We start from the raw sequence: 18,228 nt of genomic DNA on the forward strand, positions 1-18,228 counted from the left end.
CGCTCCGCTCGCAATGACGAGACGTAAGGAGAGACTTCAATGCCCTGGCCTGATCCCATCACCCTCCGCGGACAGCATGCCCGCCTCGAGCCGCTCTCGAAAGAGCATCTCCAGGGGCTGACGGAGGCCGTCAAGGACGGCGAGCTCTCCAAGCTCTGGTACACGGCGATCCCGCTGCCGGAGAACATGGGCAAGGAGATCGATCGTCGCCTCGACCTCCAGGCCAAGGGCTCGATGCTGCCGTTCACGGTGTTCGACGCCGGCGGCACCATCGTCGGGATGACGACCTACATGAACATCGATGCCACCAACCGCCGCGTCGAGATCGGCTCGACCTGGTACGGCAAGAGCGCGCAGCGCGGCCCGCTCAACACGCAGTGCAAGCTCTTGCTGCTGCGGCACGCCTTCGAGACGTTGGACTGCATCGCGGTCGAATTCCGTACGCACTTCTTCAATCACCAGAGCCGCCGCGCCATCGAGCGCCTCGGGGCCAAGCAGGACGGTATTCTGCGCAGTCACCAGGTCGCCCCGAACGGTTCGCTGCGCGACACCGTCGTCTACAGCATCATCGCCGCCGAATGGCCGACGGTGAAGGCGCATCTCGAATATCAACTCAACGACAAGCCGCGCTGAAGGCGGCCGAGGCACCATGGATAGATTCGACTATGTGATCATCGGCGCGGGCTCCGCCGGTTGCATTCTCACCTCCAGGCTGAGCGAAGATCCCAACACCAGCGTCTGCGTGCTGGAGGCAGGTCCGTCCGACTGGCACCCCTACATCCATCTGCCTGCGGGTTTCATCAAGACCTTCCACATGAAGAGCATCAACTGGGCCTACCAGCAGGAGGTCGGGCCTTACACCGGCGGCCGCAGCATCTACGCGCCGCGTGGCAAGACGCTCGGCGGCTCGTCTTCGATCAACGGACACATCTACAACCGCGGCCAGCGCATGGATTTCGACACCTGGGCGCAGATGGGCAATCGCGGCTGGGGCTATGCCGACGTGCTGCCTTACTTCAAGCGCCTGGAGAAGCGGGTCGGCGAGGGCGACAACACCTTCCGCGGCCGCGACGGCAAGCTCACGGTCACCACGATGGAGTGGCGCGATCCACTTTGCGAGGCCTTCATGGAAGGCGCGGTCTCGCTCGGCATCCCGCGCAATCCCGACTACAACGGCGCCAAGCAGGAAGGCGTCTCCTACTGCCAGCGGACCATCGACAACGGCCTGCGCGTCTCGGGCTCGACCGCCTTCCTCAAGCCCGCGATGAAGCGGCCCAACGTGCACGTGCACACCCATGCACACGCGACCGAGATCATTTTTGAAGGCAAGCGCGCCGTCGGCGTGCGCTACAGCAAGGGCGGCCGCGGCGGCACGCCGGTGGAAGTGCGCGCCAACAAGGAAGTCATCCTGTCCGGCGGCACCTATAATTCGCCGCAACTGCTGCAGCTCTCCGGCATCGGCTCGCCGGAGCTGCTCGGCGCCCATGGCATCCAGGTGCGTCACGCGCTGCCGGTCGGCGAAGGACTTCAGGACCACTACGCGCCGCGCACGGTGGCGCGCGTCAAGGACATCAAAACCATCAACGAGCTCCGCCGCGGCTGGCGTCTCTGGGTCGAGGCGATGAAATGGGCGACCGCGCGCCGCGGTCTGCTCTCGCTGTCGCCGACCATGGTCTATTGCTTCTGGCACTCCGGCGAGAGCGCCGACAGCTCCGACTTGCAACTCACCTTCACGCCGGCGAGCTACAAGGAAGGCGTGCAGGGCCAGCTCGAGGACGAGCCCGGCATGACGGTCGCTTCCTGGCAGCAGCGCCCGGAGAGCCGCGGCTACGTCCGCATCCGCTCCAACGATCCGTTCGCGCCGCCGATCATCCAGACCAATTATCTCGATGCCGAGCTCGACCGCCGCGTCATCGTCGGCGGCATGAAGCTCGCGCGGCGGCTTCTGAAGTCGGCGCCGCTGTCGCCGTACTACGCGTACGAGGATTTCCCCGGTCCGAACATCAACACCGACGACGAGTTTCTCGCCGCCGCCACCGAACGTGGCACCACCACTTTCCACCCCGGTTGCACCTGCCGCATGGGTCCGGCGGATTCGACCTGGGCGGTCGTCGACGACCAGCTCCGGGTCCACGGCCTCGAAGGCCTTCGCGTGATCGACGCCTCCGTGATGCCGCGCATGATCTCGGCAAACCTCAACGCCTCCACCATGATGATCGCCGACCGCGCCTCGGATCTGATCCGCGGCAAGGCGCCGATGGAAGCGGCACGGATTCCGGACGCCGCGGTGGCGTGACATCTTCGGAGCATGGGTTGGCGAGCGACTGCGCGAAGCGCGGTCGTTCGAGGATGCGAAGGTGTGTCTGGGACTGAGATGCGGGTTGGAGGAGGGAGCAGCCGCCTCACACTCGCTCGTTGCGAGCGCAGCGAAGCCATCCAGAATCCCACCGCGGAAAGACTCTGGATTGCTTCGCTGCGCTCGCAATGACGTGGAGGAGAGAGCGGGCGCCTCTATCTATCACCGTCACCCTGAGGGCGCCGCTTCTTCAGCGGCCCTCGAAGGGCGACGGCCCAGCTGCATCTCGGCCGTTCATCCTTCGAGGCTCGCCTCGCGACGCTTCGCGCCGCGCGGCTCGCACCTCAGGATGACGGGATCTACACTTCCCGTCGGCTCAAGAACGCCAGCCGCTCGAACAGGTGCACGTCCTGCTCGTTCTTGAGCAGCGCGCCGTGCAGCGGCGGGATCAGCTTGCGCGGGTCGCGTTCGCGCAGCTGCTCCACGCTCATGTCCTCGTTGAGCAGCAGCTTGAGCCAGTCCAGCAGTTCGGACGTGGACGGCTTCTTCTTCAGGCCGGGCACCTCGCGCACCTCGAAGAAGATGCGCAGCGCTTCCTCGACCAGGCGCTTCTTGATGCCGGGGAAGTGGACGTCGACGATGCGCCCCATCGTGTCGGCGTCGGGGAACTTGATGTAGTGGAAGAAGCAGCGGCGCAGGAAGGCGTCCGGCAGCTCCTTCTCGTTGTTGGAGGTGATCATCATGATCGGGCGCTGCTTCGCCTTGATCGTCTCGCCGGTCTCGTAGACATGGAATTCCATGCGGTCGAGCTCGAGCAGCAGGTCGTTCGGGAATTCGATATCGGCCTTGTCGATCTCGTCGATCAGCAGCACCGGGCGCTGCCCGGCGGTGAAGGCTTCCCACAGCTTGCCGCGCTTGATGTAGTTCTTGATGTCGGAGACCCTGCTATCACCGAGCTGGCTGTCGCGCAGGCGCGACACTGCATCGTATTCGTAGAGGCCCTGCTGCGCCTTGGTGGTGGACTTGATGTGCCAGGTCAAAAGCGGCGCGTTCAGCGCCTTCGCCACTTCCTCCGCCAGCACCGTCTTGCCGGTACCGGGCTCGCCCTTGATTAGGAGCGGGCGCTCCAGCACGATCGAGGCATTGACGGCCACCTTGAGATCGTCGGTCGCAACATAGTCCTTGGTGCCGGTAAATTTCATTGCGCGTCCCTGTTGGTCGTCGTGCCGGACATTGCCAATTCATGGCCCGGCCCCGACATGGGAACGGCCGCAGATGGCGGCCGTTCCTGGTTCGGTCATGCTTTCAGACCCGTCTTATCAGCGAAAGGATGACGAGCACAATCACCGCGCCGATCGTGGCATCGACGATGGCGCCGATCGTACCGGTCGCGACCTCGATATGCAGCTGCGGCAGCACCCAGCCGGCGACCAGCGCGCCGATGATGCCGACCACGATGTTGCCGATCAGCCCGAATCCCGCCCCGTGGACAATCTTGCCCGCGAGCCAGCCGGCGATCGCGCCGATGATCAGTGCTGCGATGATTCCCATTGCAAACGCTCCCCGAACAACCCCTTCAGAGCCGCAATTCTAGAGCAAAAAGCCTCCCGGTCCAGCGCTCCGCGCCGGTCTCCGCCCCTTGACGTTCGCCATCCGACGGGCAATCTGTCACCCATGTTCCTGCAATTCTTCACGTCTCTGCGCGATGCGCAGGTCCCCGTCACGCTGCGCGAATACCTCACGCTGATGGAGGCGCTCGACGCTGACCTGTCGGACTATTCCGTCGAGAATTTCTATTACCTGTCGCGCACTTCGCTGGTGAAGGACGAGCGCAATCTCGACAAGTTCGATCGCGTCTTCGGCACCGTGTTCAAGGGGCTGGAGAGCCTGCTCGACGCCATGGAGAAGGCGGAGATCCCCGAGGAGTGGCTGAAGAAGCTCGCCGAGAAATACCTCAGCGAGGAAGAGAAGAAGCAGATCGAGGCCATGGGCTGGGACAAGCTCATGGAGACCCTGAAGAAGCGGCTCGAGGAGCAGAAGGGCCGGCACCAGGGCGGTTCGAAATGGATCGGCACCGCCGGCACCTCGCCGTTCGGCGCGCACGGTTACAATCCCGAGGGCGTCCGCATCGGCCAGGAGAAGAACCGCAACAACCGCGCCGTGAAGGTGTGGGACAAGCGCGAGTTTCGGGATCTCGACGGCAATGTCGAGCTCGGCATCCGCAACATCAAGGTGGCGCTGCGCCGCCTGCGCAAATTCGCGCGCACCGGCGCGCCTGACGAGCTCGATCTCGACACCACCATCCGCGAGACTGCCAATCACGGCTATCTCGACGTTCACATGCGCCCCGAGCGGCGCAATGCGGTGAAGCTCCTGGTGTTCTTCGACATCGGTGGCTCCATGGACTCGCATATCGAGCAGGTCGAGGAGCTGTTCTCGGCGGCGAAGAGCGAGTTCAAGCACATGGAGTATTTCTACTTCCACAACTGCCTCTATGAAGGCGTGTGGAAGCAGAACAAGCGCCGCTTCACCGATCGCACGCCGACCTGGGACGTGCTGCATAAATATCCGCACGACTACAAGGTCGTGTTCGTCGGCGATGCCTCGATGTCGCCTTACGAGATCATGGTGCCCGGCGGCTCGGTCGAGCACGTCAACGAGGAGCCCGGCTCGGTTTGGCTCGACCGCATCATCCGTACCTATCCGCACACGGTGTGGCTCAATCCGGTCGCGCAGAAGCACTGGGACTATTCGGAATCGACCACCATCATCAAACGCATCTTTGCCAACCGCATGTACCCGATCACGATCGAGGGTCTCGAAGGTGCGATGAAGGAACTGACGCACTAGCACGCGCGCCTGGGAACGACGACAAGAGGGAGAACCACATGCCCCAAAACATCACCCGCGGCATCAAGCAGCTTTGCGACGAGGCCAATGCCGAGATCGAGACGCTGTCAGCCAAGGACGCCATCGAGATCTCCAAGAACGGTGACGTCGTCATCGTCGATATCAGAGATCCGCGCGAGATCGAGCGCGACGGCCGCATCCCCGGTGCATTCTCCTGCACGCGCGGCATGCTGGAATTCTGGATCGATCCGCAGAGCCCGTATGCGAAGCCGATCTTCCAGGAAGACAAGAAATTCGTCTTCCACTGCGCCGGTGGCCTGCGCTCCGCGCTCGCCGCCAAGACCGCAAAGGACATGGGCCTCAAGCCCGTCGCTCACATCGCCGGCGGCTACGCCGCCTGGCGAGATGCCGGTGGGCCCACGGAAGCGTGGGAGCCGAAGAAGAGAGCCTAGATTTGGACGCACACAACGAGGCACGACGTCCTGCCCGGGCTTGTCCCGGGCATCCACGTCTTTGCCGCAAGAAGAACGTGGATGGCTGGGACAAGCCCGGCCGGGACGACTGAGAAAACTGCCGGAGCACGCCAATGACCGCCGCCATCGACCCCCTCGTCTCCACCGAATGGCTCGCCGCCCACATCAACGATTCCAACGTCAGGGTGCTCGATGCCAGCTTCAAGCTGCCGGGCGTGCTGCCGCTGCCGAAGGATGACTATCTGGCCGCGCATCTGCCGGGCGCTGTGTTCTTCGACGTCGATGCGGTGTCGGATCATTCCAACCCGCTGCCGCACATGTATCCCAGCGCCGAGCAGTTCGGTCGCGATGTCGGCAATCTCGGCATCTCCAATGCCGACACCGTCGTCATCTACGATGCCGGCGGCTGGGTTGCCGCGCCGCGCGCGTGGTGGATGTTCCTGGCCTTCGGCCACCGCAATGTGCGCATCCTCGACGGCGGCCTGAAGAAATGGCGCGCCGAGGGGCGCGCCGTGGAGAGCGGCGAGGTCAAGCCGAAGCCGGCGTCGTTCGAGGCGAGCTACGATCCGAAGCGCGTGCGCAGCATGGAGCAGTTGATCGCCAACGTCGAAAGCAGCAAGGAGCAGGTGATCGACGCACGCGCCGCCGATCGCTTCGAAGGCCGTGCGCCCGAGCCGCGTGCCGGCATCCGCTCTGGCCACATTCCCGGCGCGCGCAACGTTCCCTATGGCCAACTGTTCGACGCGGCGACTGGCACGATGAAGCCGCTCGACGATCTCCGCGCCGCCTTCACCGGCGCTGGCGTCAAGCTGGACAAGCCGATCGTGACAAGCTGCGGCTCCGGGGTTTCGGCCGGCGTGCTGACGCTCGCGCTCTATCGGTTGGGAATCACCGACACCGCGCTCTATGACGGCTCATGGTCGGAATGGGGTCAGGAAAAAGGCCCGCCGATCGCGACCGGGCCTGCGTAACGTCAGCGCGTTCGGGCGGCCGTGGCGGCCAGCGTCTGCTGTTGCTGGCCGAACGGATCGAGCGCCTGCTGGAGTTGCTGAGGCGGCGGGCGCCGCACGATCCGATGACGCTTCTTCGGCTTGTGCGCTCGCGGCTTGCTCTGTTGCGCCGCGCTGTCGGCCTTGGACTTCGCCGGCGACTTCTTGGCGGCCCTGGGCGCAAGCTCGTTCAGCGCGGCCAGGCGGGCCGCCGCGATGTCGCTCACGCGCGAGGCCAGCGCCGGTGTCGCGGTTCGCGGCAGGTCGGTGGCAGACAGCGTCGGGGCCGGTGGGATGGCGGCGATGGCAGCCGTCGTGTCGGCCGGAGTGAGTGTGTCGGTGGGCGAGGGTGCTGCTGCCTCGCTCTTCGTCGGCTCGGGGGCTGGCGCTTCGGTGGGGGCGGGAGCCGCCTCGATGTCAGGAGCGACAGCGGCGACCTGAGGCTCAGGCTGGGTTGTCAGCGTCACAGCGGCCATCTGCTCGGGGCCGGTCTCCACCGCGGGCAGGGCGATGGTCGGGACCTGATCCGGCACCACGGACGTCGCCTCAATGGCGACCGCTGCGGCGGGCTCGACGCGCAGGGTCGCGAGCACCGGCTCGGCCGGCTCGGGACCTTGCGCGAACACCTGCTCCTGCGGGCCGTTCCGCCAGGACGGATTGCTGACATATTGCTCATGGGTCGCGCGCAGCAGCGAGGTGGCCCCTAAGCCGAAGACCAGGATGGAGGTAGACAGCAGGATCGCGGCAAGCAGGAAGCGAAAGCCGGGAAGCATGGACAGGTTACGAATTTCCGCCCCGGCGGTGTGTGGCCAGGGCCCATGAGCCATCCGAACGCGGTGACGGTACTGGGTGCCGCGTTCGCCAGGCGGGAATTCGAACTCGAGGCAGTGGCGAATCAGGCTGATTCGACCATATCGCAACACCTCAGTGCCGTTTCGTAAAAAACGGGGCGGATAACTCCGGCAATCAACGGCGTGATGCGATTTCCACCCCGTGATGCAACGGGGCAACTGTGTGCGATCACATCACAAATCGCTACATCAGGCACAAATCGGCCTGTTATGTCTTGAATGTGCCGCTATCTTCGGTCATCTGGCGCGTCAGTGGTCCGGACGGGGCCCGGGGTCTATACAAGAGCGATGATGATCAAACATTTTCTGACGATATGCGCTGCCGCAACAGTCGCTGCGGCGGGAACCTCGCTTGCACACGCCCAGAGCTATCCGGTTCAGCAGGCGCCGGGCTACGGCGCCCCGGCCGAATATCGGCCTGGCGACCGCACCCCGAATTTCGACTCGCTGGACGACGACGAGGATGCGGCGCCGCGGGCTTCGTTGCCGCCGCCCGGTCCGGCTGAGGATCCGCGCTATACCGGCCCGGCCGGCGCTCCCCCCGTCTACTCCGCCGCCCCGCCGCAGGGCCCGGTGATGTCGCCGGATGATCCGCGTTACGGCCGTCCGGCTGGCGCTCCGCCGGTCTATTCCGCCGCCCCGCCGCAGGGGCCGGTGATGTCGCCCGACGATCCCCGCTACGGCCGCCCCGCCGCTCCGCCCGCGGTGATCTATGCCGACCGCCCGGGCCAGGCGCCCGCCAGCGACGGCATGCGTCCGCCGGAAGCCGTTGGTGGCCCGACCGCGACCGGAGCGGTCCCGCAGCAATCCGGCGCCGATGGCCGGCCCATGTCGGTCGCCTCCCTGCCGCCTGAGGAGCAGCCGGACGCTGCCCCGGCGCAGCTGGCGCCGAACCTGCGCCGCCAGGAAGTTGCGTTCCAGACGAAGGAGCCGGCAGGGACCATCGTCGTCGATACGCCGAACACCTACCTCTATTACGTCCTCGGCAACGGCCGGGCGATCCGCTACGGCGTCCGCGTCGGCCGCGACGGGTTCACCTGGACCGGCGTGCAGAAGATCACCCGCAAGGCCGAGTGGCCGGATTGGCATCCTCCGGCGGAAATGATCGAGCGTCAGCCCTATCTGCCGCGCTTCATGGCCGGCGGTGAAGGCAACCCGCTGGGCGCCCGTGCAATGTATCTCGGCTCGACCGTGTACCGGATCCACGGCACCAACCAGCCTTCGACGATCGGCAAATTCGTCTCCTCGGGCTGTATCGGCATGCTGAATGAGGACGTCTCGGACCTGTTCGATCGCGTCAAGGTCGGCACCCGCGTGGTGGTAATGCCGGGCAATCCGCCGCAGGCAACCGCATCGGCCGCGCCTGTGCCCGGTGCACCGGCTCCGATGGCCGCCCAGGCGGGCCCCGTCCCCGGCACGCAGCCGACCGTCGTGCCGCCGCTGCCCGCGCCGGTCACGGTACGCTAGCTAGACCGGCTCGAAACGCTCGATCAATTGCGGCGCGTATGCTTCGGCCACGCGCCGCAATCATTTGACGCATGCGCGTTCCCGGCTTCGCTCGCCTGAATCCATGTCCGGCTCCACGACGTCCCGGCTGATTGCAACGGATGTGAAGCGCACAGGATGCGAATCTTTGTCGCGGGCGCCACGGGTGCCTTGGGCCGCCAGCTCGTCCCCCTCCTTCGAGCCGCCGGTCACTCGGTCGTCGCTTCGACGCGAAGCGCGGCAAAAACAGCTAGCGCGATGACTGATCATCCCGACGTCATCGCGCTCAGGCCAGCTTGCGCGGCGGCTCGCTGCCCCTGGTGAAGGCGTCGATCGCCTCGACCATCTGGCCGTAATGGATGCGCAAGCCGTCCTCGGTCGCGTAGCCGAGATGCGGTGTCAGCACCAGATTGTCGAGCTTGCGGAAGGGATGATCGACCGGCAGCGGCTCGACCGAGAACACGTCAATGCCCGCTCCCGCGATCTTGCGCTGCTGCAAGGCCTCGAGCAGCGCCTGCTCGTCCACGATCGGCCCGCGTGCGGTGTTGACGAGGAAGGCGGTCGGCTTCATCCGCGCAAGATCTGCGCGGCTGACAAGGCCGCGTGAGCGATCGCTCAGCACGACATGAATGGTGATGATATCGGCCTTGGCGAACAGCTCCTCCTTGGTGGCGTAGCCGACGCCCGCCGCGGCGCACTTCTCCGGCGTCAGGTTCGGGCTCCAGGCGATCACGTTCATGCCGAACGCCTTGGCGATCCCCGCCATCTTGGTACCGAGCTTGCCGAGCCCGAGGACGCCGAGGGTGAGGCCCTCGATCTCCACGCCGGCGAAAGTCTGCCAAGGCTCGCCCGCATGCATGCGCGCATTCTCGCGGCCGATGCCGCGGGTCAGCTCCAGGATCAGGCCCATGGCCAGCGGTGCGGTCGGGTCGCGCGAATATTGCGTGCCGGCGACGGCTACGCCGCGCCCCTTGGCGGCCTCCATGTCGATCGCGGCGTTGCGCATGCCTGACGTCAGCAGCAGCTTCAGCTTGGGCAGCTTGTCGAACAGGCTCCTGGGGAACGCCGTACGCTCGCGCATCGCGCAGATGATGTCGAAATCGGCGAGCGCGCTGGCCGCGGCCTGCTCGGAGTTAAGGGGATGGCCGAACACCGTGGTGTCGATACGGTCGGACAGTTTCGACCAGTCGGCGACGTCCAGGGCGAGCTTGAAATAGTCGTCGAGAATTGCACAGCGCAGCCGCATCATCAGCGTCCATCCATGGCGAGAGGTGACGGCGCCGACCGGGGCGACACGTCGGAACCGGGCCATGGTTGCGCGTAATCAGCGTCGCGCGCAAGCAGTCTGGGGTCTTCAAAAGTCCGATAGCGGAGCGCGGCTTAGCGATCGCGTGGCTTCAGCCGGATCGGCGCATCCATGCCGTGCTTGGCGCGCCAGGCGGGGCCGGGGCCGCGCATGTAGTGCAACTCGGGCCGGTACGGGTTGAAGGCCGTTGCGAAGAAACGCTTCCAGAAGCCCTTGACCTCGGACACGAGCGCCGAGGCGCGACCGGTTCCTGCCGGAACGGGAAGACGATGGGTCTCGATCAGAGCCATGGTGGGCCTCGCTGTGCTCCCCGTTCGTTCTGAGCGGGTGGCGCTGTTGCCGCGCGAAACCGAGCTTTGGCCTGATTTATTAAAAGATAGTTTCAATTGTCCGGATCTGGTCCGGATGGTGTCCGCCCAGTATTCATCCGTGGTGAACGGAGGGAAAACGTTGCCCTTTGGAGGCAGGATCGTTACATCGCTGGCTAAGCAAATCTCCTCAAATTGAAGGTTTCACGGGACCGATGGCGCGCCAGTTCGTCTACTTCATGGAAGGCCTGACCAAGAGCTACCCGACCCGCAAGGTCCTCGACAACATTCGCCTGAGTTTTTATCCGGACGCCAAAATCGGCGTTCTCGGCGTCAACGGCTCCGGTAAGTCGACCCTTCTCAAGATCATGGCGGGTCTCGACAAGGAATATACCGGCGAGGCCTGGGTCGCCGAGGGGGCCCGTGTCGGCTATCTCGAGCAGGAGCCGCAGCTGGACCCTGCGCTTTCCGTACGTGAGAACGTCATGCAGGGCGTCGCCAAGCAGAAGGCGATCCTCGACCGCTATAACGAGCTCGCCGTCAACTATTCGGACGAGACTGCCGACGAGATGACCAAGCTCCAGGACGAGATCGAGGCCCAAGGCCTCTGGGATCTCGACAGCAAGGTCGATCAGGCCATGGACGCGCTGCGTTGCCCGCCTGATGATGCCGACGTGACCAAGCTCTCCGGCGGTGAGCGCCGCCGCGTGGCGCTGTGCCGTCTTTTGCTCGACCAGCCCGAACTTCTTCTGCTGGACGAACCGACCAACCATCTCGACGCGGAGTCGGTGTCCTGGCTGGAAGGCCATTTGCGCAACTATCCCGGCGCGATCCTGATCGTCACCCATGATCGCTACTTCCTCGACAACGTCACCGGCTGGATCCTCGAGCTCGATCGCGGCCGCGGCATCCCCTATGAGGGCAATTACTCGTCCTGGTTGATCCAGAAGCAGAAGCGGCTCGAGCAGGAAGGCCGCGAAGACGCCGCGCATCAGAAGACGATTGCGCGCGAGCAGGAGTGGGTCGCCTCCTCGCCGAAGGCCCGCCAGGCCAAGTCGAAGGCGCGCTACCAGCGTTATGAAGAGCTGCTCAAGCAGGCAAACGAGAAGCAGACGCAGACCGCGCAGATCATCATTCCCGTCGCCGAACGCCTCGGTGCTAACGTGGTGGATTTCGAAGGGCTCAGCAAAGGCTATGGCGATCGCCTCCTGATCGATGATCTCACCTTCAAGCTGCCGCCCGGCGGCATTGTCGGCGTGATCGGCGCGAACGGCGCCGGCAAGACCACGCTGTTCAAGATGATCACCAAGCAGGAGACGCCGGATAAGGGCACCATCACAGTCGGCGAGACCGTGCATCTCGGTTACGTCGACCAGTCGCGTGACGCGCTCGACGGCAAGAAGACCGTGTGGGAGGAAATCTCCGGCGGCAACGAACTGATTCTGCTCGGCAAAAAGGAAGTGAACTCACGCGGCTATTGCTCGTCCTTCAACTTCAAGGGTGCCGACCAGCAGAAGAAGGTCGGCGCGCTCTCGGGTGGTGAACGCAACCGCGTGCATCTCGCCAAGATGCTGAAATCAGGCGCCAACGTGCTGCTGCTCGACGAGCCGACCAACGACCTCGATGTGGACACGCTGCGCGCGCTCGAAGAGGCGCTGGAGGATTTCGCCGGCTGCGCCGTCATCATCAGCCACGATCGCTGGTTCCTCGACCGCATCGCGACCCACATCCTGGCCTTCGAAGGCGACAGCCATGTCGAATGGTTCGAAGGCAACTTCCAGGATTACGAGAAGGACAAGATGCGCCGACTCGGCCAGGACAGCATCATCCCGCACCGCGTGAAGTACAAGAAGCTGACGCGGTGATGGCATGATGCGGCGGGCGCTCATCGCAGTGGTGATCGTTCTCACCTGCGGATGGTCGTCCGCCCGCGCCGCCGATGCTGCCTTCACGCAGTTCATCGCCTCGCTCTGGCCGGAAGCGCAGGCCGCGGGCGTTTCGCGTGCGACGTTCGAGCGAGAGACCCGCGGGCTCGAGCCGGACTACAAGCTGCCCGATCTGATCCTGCCGGGGCGGCCCGAGACCGGCGCGCCGTCGCAGGCCGAATTCGTGCAGGTGCCGGCGGACTATGTCAGAGAAGCCTCCATCGCCAATCTCGCAAGCGAGGGGCAGCGGCTGCTGCAAAAATACAACGCCGCGCTGATGAAGATCGAGAAAAGCTCCGGCGTGCCTGCAACCGTCATGCTGGCGATTTGGGGACGCGAGACCGACTACGGCCGCTACACGCTGCCCTACGATCTCGTTCGCGTGCTGGCGACACAGGCCTATGTCGGCCGCCGCAAGGACACCTATCGCAACGAGTTCATCCTCGCGTTGAAGATCCTGGGCGAGGGCGTGGTGACGCGCAAGGACATGCGCTCCTCGTGGGCGGGCGCCACCGGGCTCACCCAGTTCCTGCCATCCGAATATTACAAGCATGGCGTCGATTTCGACGGCGATGGCCGCATCGACATCTGGCACTCGGTGCCGGATGCGCTGGCCTCGGCCGCGCAGCAACTCGTCAACAAGGGCTGGCAGAGCGGCGTGCGCTGGGCCTATGAGGTGCAGGCGCCGGCGAAAGTCGATTGCACGGTCGGCGTGCCCGAGGTGACGAAACCGATCGGCCAGTGGCTGCGTGAAGGCTTTGTGCCGGTGCGTGGCGAGAAGCTCAGTGCCGCCGAGCAGGCACAGCCCGCTTCGCTGCTCCAGCCGGAGGGCATCTACGGTCCGGCGTTCCTGACGACGAAGAACTACTTTGTCATCAAGGAATACAATTTCTCCGACCTCTACGTGCTGTTCGTCGGCCATCTCAGCGACCGCATGACGAGCCCGCTGCCGTTTGCGACGCCATGGTCGGCGTCGAAGCAGCTGCGCACCACGGATGTCGAGGCGATGCAGCGTGGGTTAACGCGCGCCGGCCTCTACAAGGACAAGATCGACGGCAAGGCGGGGATGCAGACGCGTGCCGCGCTGGGCGCCTATCAGAAGTCGGCGGGGCTCAAGGTCGATTGCTGGCCCAGCGAAGCCGTGCTGCGATCGATCCAGGCAGCGCGCTGAACCAGCTTCCCAAAAGAAAAAGCCCGGCCGATGGTCTCGGCCGGGCATCGATCGCGGCGCTCGGGAGCGTCTCACGATCAGATCAGTAGCAAACGCGAACCGGGCGAACGACCCAGCCGTAGCCGTCCCAGTACCGCTGGCGCTGCCAGTAGCAGGGTGGCGGGGGCGGAGCGGGCTCGGCGACGTAAACCGGGCCACCGTAGGCCGGACGGCTCGAGGCGATAGCGCCGCCAATGATCGCGCCGCCGAGCAGGCCGGCTGCGATGCCGGCGCCGACGCCGTCATGGGCCTGGGCGGACGGCGTGGCGGTCACCAGCGAACCGGCGACCGTCGCAACCGTGAGGGCGGCAACAATAGTCTTCTTCATGCTCTTGGCTCTCCTGGGAGAAGGACGTCCCTTGTTCGGAACGTCCGGGGTTCAAAGGTCTACGTACACGCTGATGGAATTGGTCTTGCAGCTAGGAAGCGCGCAAATGGTCAATCCACGGTAAACGCGCACGGAGCTGTGACGAGAAAAAGCGGTCTTTTTCGGGCCCGGAAATGAACGGCGCATCCGTACTGAACCGGCCCGGCTGAATGGGGCAGGGCGAGCGGTCGGGTGCGCCTCAGCCACAGACTCGGACGCGGCGGACGCGCCAGGCGTAGCCGTCCCAGAAGCGCTGCTTCTGCCAGACACAACCGCCGCCATAATAGTCATCGGCGACGTAGCCGGGACCCGGCGCGTAGTAGCGGGGCGGATAGTAGCCAGGATCGTATCCCGGACCATAAGCATAGCCGGGGCCGGGTCCGTAATAATACGGAGAAGCCAGAGCGCCGCCGACAATGGCCCCACCGATAATCCCGGCAGCAACCCCAGCAGCGACGCCGCGCTGAGCATGGGCCGGCGTTCCCGCGGTCAGGACCAGGGTGGCGGCGGCAGCGACTGCCATAAACGTCGTCTTCATTGGCTCGGCCCTTTCACAGCGAATGCGGAACTCTCGGGGCTAAAGTTCCATATTTCGCTTGAACGATCAATGAACGGTCTGTGGGCCATGTGCGACCAATTGGACGAGATCCAAGCCCAGGAGACGGGATGAGCGCCCTGACCAATGCCCTGATCGCGCTCGGCGCCGTCGGCGTGGTTGGTTATGCCCTGATCACCCATTTGCAGAACCGCGTGCCACGTCCGCGCGCCCGAACGAGTGGCGACGGCAGCGGAAGCGGCGACAGCTATTCGGGTACGTCGAGTGACATCTTCTCACCGGGAAGCTGGTTCTCCAGCGACAGTTCCGGAAGTTCGACCGACAGCGGCAGTTGCTCCGCCGGCGATAGCGGTAGCAGCGGCGGAGATTGCGGAGGCGGTGGCGGGAGCGGCGATTAAGCCCGTCGGGATTATCTTGATCCGGCGCAGCTCCCTGCTTTAGAGCCGTTCTAGACTGCCTGCGGGCCAGTTTGGAATAGCTTGAAATACCGGTTTTTCCTTTTGCATCCGGGCGGCCCCTTAAATATCGATGACGACGCATCACTGAAGGGCCTACCGCTTCCATGATCGTTTGTTCCTGTAACGTGCTGAGCGATGACGACATCCGCGCCGCCGTCGCCGAGTCCGATGATGCTGTGCGTCATGCCAAGCAGGTCTATGGATGTCTCGGCTGCAGCGCCGAGTGCGGCCGGTGCGCCCGCACCATCAAGGCGATCATCGACGAAGCGCTCGGTCCCTGCGCCGCTTCGTGCTGTTCCGGTTGCCCGCACAGCCACACCGTGGCCGCCAACGACGAGACGGCCGGTCCCGTCCAGTTCGCTCTCGCGGCCTGCTGAAGAGCTTCCGCAACTTCGGCTCAGCTTTTCCACGGCTGCGTCCTGTCGCTGATTGCTCTGATGTTTAATGTCATTTAGAAGCTTTCTAAAGTCGGACGGGTCCGATTTTGGACTGCAAGAGCTGGAGTGAACCATGCAGGGCGACGCAAAAGTCATCGACTATCTCAACAAGGCGCTGCGTCACGAGTTGACTGCGATCAATCAGTACTGGCTGCACTACCGGTTCCTCGACAATTGGGGCCTCCTCGACATGGCCAAGGTCTGGCGCAAGGAGTCCATCGAGGAGATGGAGCACGCCGACAAGCTCACTGCCCGCATCCTGTTCTTCGACGGCTTCCCGAACATGCAGGTGCTCGATCCCCTCCGCATTGGCCAGAATGTGAAGGAAATCATCGAATGCGATCTCGCTGCTGAAATGAGCGCGCGCGCGCTCTACCAGGAAGCGGCGACCTACTGCCACGGTGTCAAGGACTACGTCACGCGCGACCTGTTCGAGAAGCTGATGAGCGACGAGGAGCACCACATCGACTTCCTGGAAACCCAGCTTGATTTGATCGGCCGCATCGGCCTCGAACTCTACACACAGAAGCACGTTGGCGGGCTCGAGGGCGAGGGACACTAACCTTCGGCATCCATGTCAGCAGCACCCTTCAATGTCGTCCCGCCTTCCGGGGCGACATTTTAGTTTGGGCGCTCGTTACAATTGCGTCTTGTAACGCTCTTCCACGATCTCCTGGCTTTCCGGCTCGCCGAGACTGGTCTGGTCGTGGATGACCTGGCTGATGCTCGGCATTACCGAGCGCTGCACCTTCTCCGGTGACCACAGCTTTGAGCGCATCAGCGCCTTGCCGCAATGAAAATAGACTTCGCTGACGGCGACGTTCAACACCGCGCGTGGGGGCTTTCCGAACTCAACCATCGAGGCGAGCAGATCCGGATCGGCCGCTAGCGTACCGCGCCCGCCGACGCGCAGCGTCTCATCGATGCCGGGTACGAAGAACAACAAATGGACGAAGCCCGAGCCCTCGACGACGTTGCGAAAACTGTCGATGCGGTTGTTGCCGGCGCGGTCTGGCATCAGCAATCGATTCGGGCCAGCGACATGGACAAAGCCAACGCAGCCACCACGCGGTGACGCATCGACGCTGCCATCGAGGCCTGATGTCGCGAGCACGCAGAACGGCGACATCTCGATAAATCTCCTCGCATGCACGTCGATCGCAGGACGCGCTTTCGCGATCACGCGCGGCGTCGGTTTCGCATAGATGGTGGCGAGGTCTTCAGCGCAAAGATCGGTCAACGGCGTGCCTCCGCATGGGTTCGGAGCCAAACTACCCGATCGGCTGTCCCCAGCCAACGAAATCAGAGCCGCGTCCGCGGGTACGAGCGATGCTGATGATGCCGCTGCGGCGAGTTCCGACGACGCCTACATCGTGCGCTGCGGCGCGGTTTGCAGCAATTGCCGGACTTGCTCGCTGTAGAATTTTGCGTTGGCGGTGGTGCCGTGGCCGCGCGTCTCGGTGCTTGCGGGGATGAGATACAGCTTGCCGTTCTTGACCCGTTTCATCGCGGCGTCCGTGATGCCGGTCTCGGGAGGGTTGCGTTCGTCATCGGCAGAATTGATCAGCAGCAGCGAAGCCTCGATTGTCTCCAGCTTCTCGGCGGCATTGTAGTCGTGCGAGGAGTCCCACTGGTAGACGTAGTCGTTGGCATCCGTCGTGATCGGCGTCGCAAGGCGCTCCCCGACGATCTCATCGGCCTTGGCCGCGGTCGGCGCCTGTTGCTGATAGGCCAGCGTGCCGCCGCTGCTGGCGATGCCGTAGGCGGTGATGGCGTATTTCATCATGCGGGGCTGGCTGGTGTAGTTGCCGCCCTCGTAATCCGGGTCGTTCCTGATGGTGTCGAGCATGATCCGCCTCAGCATCCAGTTCCGCGACGCCATCTCGGTCGGCTGCGAAGCCATCGGCACCAGCGCGTCCATGTCCTTCGGATATTTCTCGCCCCACATCCAAGTCTGCACGCCGCCCATCGAATTGCCGATCACGAGCCGCAGGCCGCGCAAGAAGCTTTCATGTTCCTCTCCCTTGCGGCTCACACCAAGCGGCCGCGTTGACATGGACCTTAGCAGAACGAGCCGGAAGGATGTAGGATTTCGGCTCCGCCGATCGTCTTAAGAGGAAGCCGCCGGAGAGACTGGAGAGACTGCATGTGCCGTAACATCAAGACCCTGTTCAATTTCGAGCCGCCGGCGACGGAGGATGAGATCCATGCCAGCGCGATCCAGTTCGTGCGCAAGCTGTCAGGCTTCAACAAGCCTTCGCAGGCGAATGAAGCGGCCTTCGATCGCGCTGTTGCGGAGGTCTCGGAAGCTGCGCGGAAGCTTCTGACCTCGCTGCACACCCATGCACCGGCCCGCGACCGCGAGGTCGAGGCGGAGAAAGCGAAGGAGCGTTCGCGGCTGCGCTTCGGCTAGGTGCTACCGTGATCTGGCTCACGGAGGCGGCGACCCTCACGCGCAATGATGTGGGCCGGGGTTTTGACAACCGGAGCACGATGATGAGCCGACCGTTTCTTCCGCTGAAAGCAGGTGCCATCGTTTTCACGATGTTGTGGACCTCGTGGATGATGTGGTGGAGCGGCTCGTTCTCGAGCGAGTACGTGGTGATCTTCGCTGTCTGCGGCGCTGCGGTCGGCTATCTCTGGTACCGTGCCATGCGCTGGCAGTTCGAGCGCATGGGCATGGTGCCGCGGCGTGAGGACCAGGCGAAGTAGCAGCG

22 protein-coding genes and 1 pseudogene are annotated in these 18,228 nt (G+C 64.2%); 14 read left to right on the forward strand and 9 right to left on the reverse strand.

All coding sequences use genetic code 11. The features are described 5' to 3' along the window. Positions 1-39: 39 nt before the first annotated feature. Together ACVWZ4_RS20045 and ACVWZ4_RS20050 are read left to right on the forward strand one after the other, a co-directional pair. Positions 40-633: a GNAT family N-acetyltransferase gene (locus tag ACVWZ4_RS20045; RefSeq protein ID WP_456699127.1), complete on the forward strand. Its 594-nt coding sequence runs from the start codon at positions 40-42 to the stop codon at positions 631-633. Between the two features lie 16 nt (positions 634-649). Beyond that, complete coding sequence (locus tag ACVWZ4_RS20050; RefSeq protein ID WP_456699126.1) at positions 650-2,296, forward strand: GMC family oxidoreductase; 1,647 nt, start codon at positions 650-652, stop codon at positions 2,294-2,296. 359 nt (positions 2,297-2,655) lie between these two features. On the opposite strand, the gene ACVWZ4_RS20055 is transcribed toward ACVWZ4_RS20050, so the two are convergent. Together ACVWZ4_RS20055 and ACVWZ4_RS20060 are read right to left on the reverse strand one after the other, a co-directional pair. Beyond that, positions 2,656-3,498: an AAA family ATPase gene (locus ACVWZ4_RS20055; protein WP_456741022.1), complete on the reverse strand. Its 843-nt coding sequence runs from the start codon at positions 3,496-3,498 to the stop codon at positions 2,656-2,658. Between the two features lie 103 nt (positions 3,499-3,601). Next, the gene (locus ACVWZ4_RS20060; RefSeq protein WP_092239638.1) at positions 3,602-3,847 is read right to left on the reverse strand and encodes a GlsB/YeaQ/YmgE family stress response membrane protein; all 246 of its coding nucleotides are present in this window, start codon (positions 3,845-3,847) and stop codon (positions 3,602-3,604) included. A gap of 123 nt (positions 3,848-3,970) precedes the next feature. Here ACVWZ4_RS20060 and ACVWZ4_RS20065 point away from each other — a divergent pair, with 123 nt between their 5' ends. The 3 genes from ACVWZ4_RS20065 to sseA all read left to right on the forward strand — a co-directional run bounded on the left by ACVWZ4_RS20065 (position 3,971) and on the right by sseA (position 6,590). Further along, the gene (locus tag ACVWZ4_RS20065; protein WP_456699125.1) at positions 3,971-5,146 is read left to right on the forward strand and encodes a vWA domain-containing protein; all 1,176 of its coding nucleotides are present in this window, start codon (positions 3,971-3,973) and stop codon (positions 5,144-5,146) included. 38 nt (positions 5,147-5,184) lie between these two features. Beyond that, positions 5,185-5,598, forward strand: a complete 414-nt coding sequence (locus ACVWZ4_RS20070; protein ID WP_456699124.1) for a rhodanese-like domain-containing protein — start codon at positions 5,185-5,187, stop codon at positions 5,596-5,598. 134 nt (positions 5,599-5,732) lie between these two features. Beyond that, positions 5,733-6,590, forward strand: coding sequence for a 3-mercaptopyruvate sulfurtransferase (gene sseA, locus ACVWZ4_RS20075; RefSeq protein ID WP_456741023.1), 858 nt, complete (start codon positions 5,733-5,735; stop codon positions 6,588-6,590). A 2-nt stretch (positions 6,591-6,592) separates the two neighbouring features. Here the strand turns inward: sseA and ACVWZ4_RS20080 are convergent, their stop codons facing one another. Further along, complete coding sequence (locus ACVWZ4_RS20080) at positions 6,593-7,381, reverse strand: hypothetical protein (protein WP_456736054.1); 789 nt, start codon at positions 7,379-7,381, stop codon at positions 6,593-6,595. 369 nt (positions 7,382-7,750) lie between these two features. Here ACVWZ4_RS20080 and ACVWZ4_RS20085 point away from each other — a divergent pair, with 369 nt between their 5' ends. Further along, positions 7,751-8,926: a L,D-transpeptidase family protein gene (locus ACVWZ4_RS20085; RefSeq protein WP_456699121.1), complete on the forward strand. Its 1,176-nt coding sequence runs from the start codon at positions 7,751-7,753 to the stop codon at positions 8,924-8,926. Positions 8,927-9,082: 156 nt separating this feature from the next. Then, positions 9,083-9,268 (forward strand): NAD-dependent epimerase/dehydratase family protein, encoded by a 186-nt coding sequence (locus ACVWZ4_RS20090; RefSeq protein WP_456699120.1) that lies wholly within the window; start codon positions 9,083-9,085, stop codon positions 9,266-9,268. Here ACVWZ4_RS20090 and ACVWZ4_RS20095 read toward each other — a convergent pair. Both ACVWZ4_RS20095 and ACVWZ4_RS20100 read right to left on the reverse strand, forming a co-directional pair. Further along, positions 9,231-10,193 carry a D-2-hydroxyacid dehydrogenase family protein gene (locus ACVWZ4_RS20095; RefSeq protein ID WP_456742240.1) on the reverse strand — a complete coding sequence of 321 codons (963 nt, stop codon included), beginning with the start codon at positions 10,191-10,193 and terminating at the stop codon, positions 9,231-9,233. The two genes, ACVWZ4_RS20090 and ACVWZ4_RS20095, sit on opposite strands and share 38 nt — an antisense overlap. Before the next feature lie 131 nt (positions 10,194-10,324). Further along, positions 10,325-10,540, reverse strand: a complete 216-nt coding sequence (locus ACVWZ4_RS20100; protein ID WP_456699119.1) for a hypothetical protein — start codon at positions 10,538-10,540, stop codon at positions 10,325-10,327. A gap of 233 nt (positions 10,541-10,773) precedes the next feature. Between ACVWZ4_RS20100 and ettA the strand changes: the two genes are divergently transcribed. Continuing rightward, positions 10,774-12,423: an energy-dependent translational throttle protein EttA gene (gene ettA, locus ACVWZ4_RS20105; protein WP_456699118.1), complete on the forward strand. Its 1,650-nt coding sequence runs from the start codon at positions 10,774-10,776 to the stop codon at positions 12,421-12,423. A gap of 4 nt (positions 12,424-12,427) precedes the next feature. Next, positions 12,428-13,654 carry a lytic murein transglycosylase gene (locus ACVWZ4_RS20110; protein WP_456741024.1) on the forward strand — a complete coding sequence of 409 codons (1,227 nt, stop codon included), beginning with the start codon at positions 12,428-12,430 and terminating at the stop codon, positions 13,652-13,654. A gap of 82 nt (positions 13,655-13,736) precedes the next feature. On the opposite strand, the gene ACVWZ4_RS20115 is transcribed toward ACVWZ4_RS20110, so the two are convergent. Together ACVWZ4_RS20115 and ACVWZ4_RS20120 are read right to left on the reverse strand one after the other, a co-directional pair. After that, complete coding sequence (locus tag ACVWZ4_RS20115; protein ID WP_456699116.1) at positions 13,737-14,021, reverse strand: hypothetical protein; 285 nt, start codon at positions 14,019-14,021, stop codon at positions 13,737-13,739. Positions 14,022-14,259: 238 nt separating this feature from the next. Then, positions 14,260-14,598 (reverse strand): hypothetical protein, encoded by a 339-nt coding sequence (locus ACVWZ4_RS20120; RefSeq protein WP_456699115.1) that lies wholly within the window; start codon positions 14,596-14,598, stop codon positions 14,260-14,262. Between the two features lie 128 nt (positions 14,599-14,726). Here ACVWZ4_RS20120 and ACVWZ4_RS20125 point away from each other — a divergent pair, with 128 nt between their 5' ends. From ACVWZ4_RS20125 to bfr, 3 genes are all read left to right on the forward strand, one after another. Then, a complete protein-coding gene (locus ACVWZ4_RS20125; protein ID WP_456699114.1) occupies positions 14,727-15,014 on the forward strand; it encodes a hypothetical protein in 288 nt (95 codons plus the stop codon). 164 nt (positions 15,015-15,178) lie between these two features. After that, positions 15,179-15,451: a (2Fe-2S)-binding protein gene (locus ACVWZ4_RS20130; RefSeq protein ID WP_456699113.1), complete on the forward strand. Its 273-nt coding sequence runs from the start codon at positions 15,179-15,181 to the stop codon at positions 15,449-15,451. A gap of 133 nt (positions 15,452-15,584) precedes the next feature. Beyond that, complete coding sequence (gene bfr / locus ACVWZ4_RS20135) at positions 15,585-16,073, forward strand: bacterioferritin (protein ID WP_011089420.1); 489 nt, start codon at positions 15,585-15,587, stop codon at positions 16,071-16,073. A gap of 75 nt (positions 16,074-16,148) precedes the next feature. Here the strand turns inward: bfr and ACVWZ4_RS20140 are convergent, their stop codons facing one another. Together ACVWZ4_RS20140 and ACVWZ4_RS20145 are read right to left on the reverse strand one after the other, a co-directional pair. Continuing rightward, positions 16,149-16,751 carry an MSMEG_1061 family FMN-dependent PPOX-type flavoprotein gene (locus tag ACVWZ4_RS20140; RefSeq protein WP_456741025.1) on the reverse strand — a complete coding sequence of 201 codons (603 nt, stop codon included), beginning with the start codon at positions 16,749-16,751 and terminating at the stop codon, positions 16,149-16,151. A 126-nt stretch (positions 16,752-16,877) separates the two neighbouring features. Then, positions 16,878-17,513, reverse strand: a pseudogene (locus tag ACVWZ4_RS20145) (alpha/beta fold hydrolase); the annotation flags it as partial. Between the two features lie 144 nt (positions 17,514-17,657). On the opposite strand from ACVWZ4_RS20145, the gene ACVWZ4_RS20150 reads away from it, so the two are divergent. Together ACVWZ4_RS20150 and ACVWZ4_RS20155 are read left to right on the forward strand one after the other, a co-directional pair. Continuing rightward, positions 17,658-17,924 (forward strand): DUF2277 domain-containing protein, encoded by a 267-nt coding sequence (locus ACVWZ4_RS20150; RefSeq protein ID WP_456736053.1) that lies wholly within the window; start codon positions 17,658-17,660, stop codon positions 17,922-17,924. Between the two features lie 80 nt (positions 17,925-18,004). Then, positions 18,005-18,223 carry a hypothetical protein gene (locus ACVWZ4_RS20155; RefSeq protein ID WP_456736052.1) on the forward strand — a complete coding sequence of 73 codons (219 nt, stop codon included), beginning with the start codon at positions 18,005-18,007 and terminating at the stop codon, positions 18,221-18,223. Positions 18,224-18,228: the final 5 nt, after the last annotated feature.

It is taken from the genome of Bradyrhizobium sp. USDA 4472 (assembly GCF_054058595.1).

Bases quoted from the DNA above. Each gene is read 5' to 3' on its own strand.
- ACVWZ4_RS20090 (WP_456699120.1), top strand. From the start codon at position 9,083: ATGCGAATCTTTGTCGCGGGCGCCACGGGTGCCTTGGGCCGCCAGCTC.
- ACVWZ4_RS20100 (WP_456699119.1), bottom strand. From the start codon at position 10,540: ATGGCTCTGATCGAGACCCATCGTCTTCCCGTTCCGGCAGGAACCGGT.
- ACVWZ4_RS20050 (WP_456699126.1), top strand. From the start codon at position 650: ATGGATAGATTCGACTATGTGATCATCGGCGCGGGCTCCGCCGGTTGC.
- bfr (WP_011089420.1), top strand. From the start codon at position 15,585: ATGCAGGGCGACGCAAAAGTCATCGACTATCTCAACAAGGCGCTGCGT.
- ettA (WP_456699118.1), top strand. From the start codon at position 10,774: ATGGCGCGCCAGTTCGTCTACTTCATGGAAGGCCTGACCAAGAGCTAC.
- ACVWZ4_RS20120 (WP_456699115.1), bottom strand. From the start codon at position 14,598: ATGAAGACGACGTTTATGGCAGTCGCTGCCGCCGCCACCCTGGTCCTG.
- ACVWZ4_RS20110 (WP_456741024.1), top strand. From the start codon at position 12,428: ATGATGCGGCGGGCGCTCATCGCAGTGGTGATCGTTCTCACCTGCGGA.
- ACVWZ4_RS20085 (WP_456699121.1), top strand. From the start codon at position 7,751: ATGATCAAACATTTTCTGACGATATGCGCTGCCGCAACAGTCGCTGCG.
- ACVWZ4_RS20065 (WP_456699125.1), top strand. From the start codon at position 3,971: ATGTTCCTGCAATTCTTCACGTCTCTGCGCGATGCGCAGGTCCCCGTC.
- ACVWZ4_RS20125 (WP_456699114.1), top strand. From the start codon at position 14,727: ATGAGCGCCCTGACCAATGCCCTGATCGCGCTCGGCGCCGTCGGCGTG.
- ACVWZ4_RS20115 (WP_456699116.1), bottom strand. From the start codon at position 14,021: ATGAAGAAGACTATTGTTGCCGCCCTCACGGTTGCGACGGTCGCCGGT.
- ACVWZ4_RS20155 (WP_456736052.1), top strand. From the start codon at position 18,005: ATGATGAGCCGACCGTTTCTTCCGCTGAAAGCAGGTGCCATCGTTTTC.
- sseA (WP_456741023.1), top strand. From the start codon at position 5,733: ATGACCGCCGCCATCGACCCCCTCGTCTCCACCGAATGGCTCGCCGCC.
- ACVWZ4_RS20130 (WP_456699113.1), top strand. From the start codon at position 15,179: ATGATCGTTTGTTCCTGTAACGTGCTGAGCGATGACGACATCCGCGCC.
- ACVWZ4_RS20045 (WP_456699127.1), top strand. From the start codon at position 40: ATGCCCTGGCCTGATCCCATCACCCTCCGCGGACAGCATGCCCGCCTC.
- ACVWZ4_RS20080 (WP_456736054.1), bottom strand. From the start codon at position 7,381: ATGCTTCCCGGCTTTCGCTTCCTGCTTGCCGCGATCCTGCTGTCTACC.
- ACVWZ4_RS20150 (WP_456736053.1), top strand. From the start codon at position 17,658: ATGTGCCGTAACATCAAGACCCTGTTCAATTTCGAGCCGCCGGCGACG.
- ACVWZ4_RS20095 (WP_456742240.1), bottom strand. From the start codon at position 10,193: ATGATGCGGCTGCGCTGTGCAATTCTCGACGACTATTTCAAGCTCGCC.
- ACVWZ4_RS20055 (WP_456741022.1), bottom strand. From the start codon at position 3,498: ATGAAATTTACCGGCACCAAGGACTATGTTGCGACCGACGATCTCAAG.
- ACVWZ4_RS20070 (WP_456699124.1), top strand. From the start codon at position 5,185: ATGCCCCAAAACATCACCCGCGGCATCAAGCAGCTTTGCGACGAGGCC.
- ACVWZ4_RS20060 (WP_092239638.1), bottom strand. From the start codon at position 3,847: ATGGGAATCATCGCAGCACTGATCATCGGCGCGATCGCCGGCTGGCTC.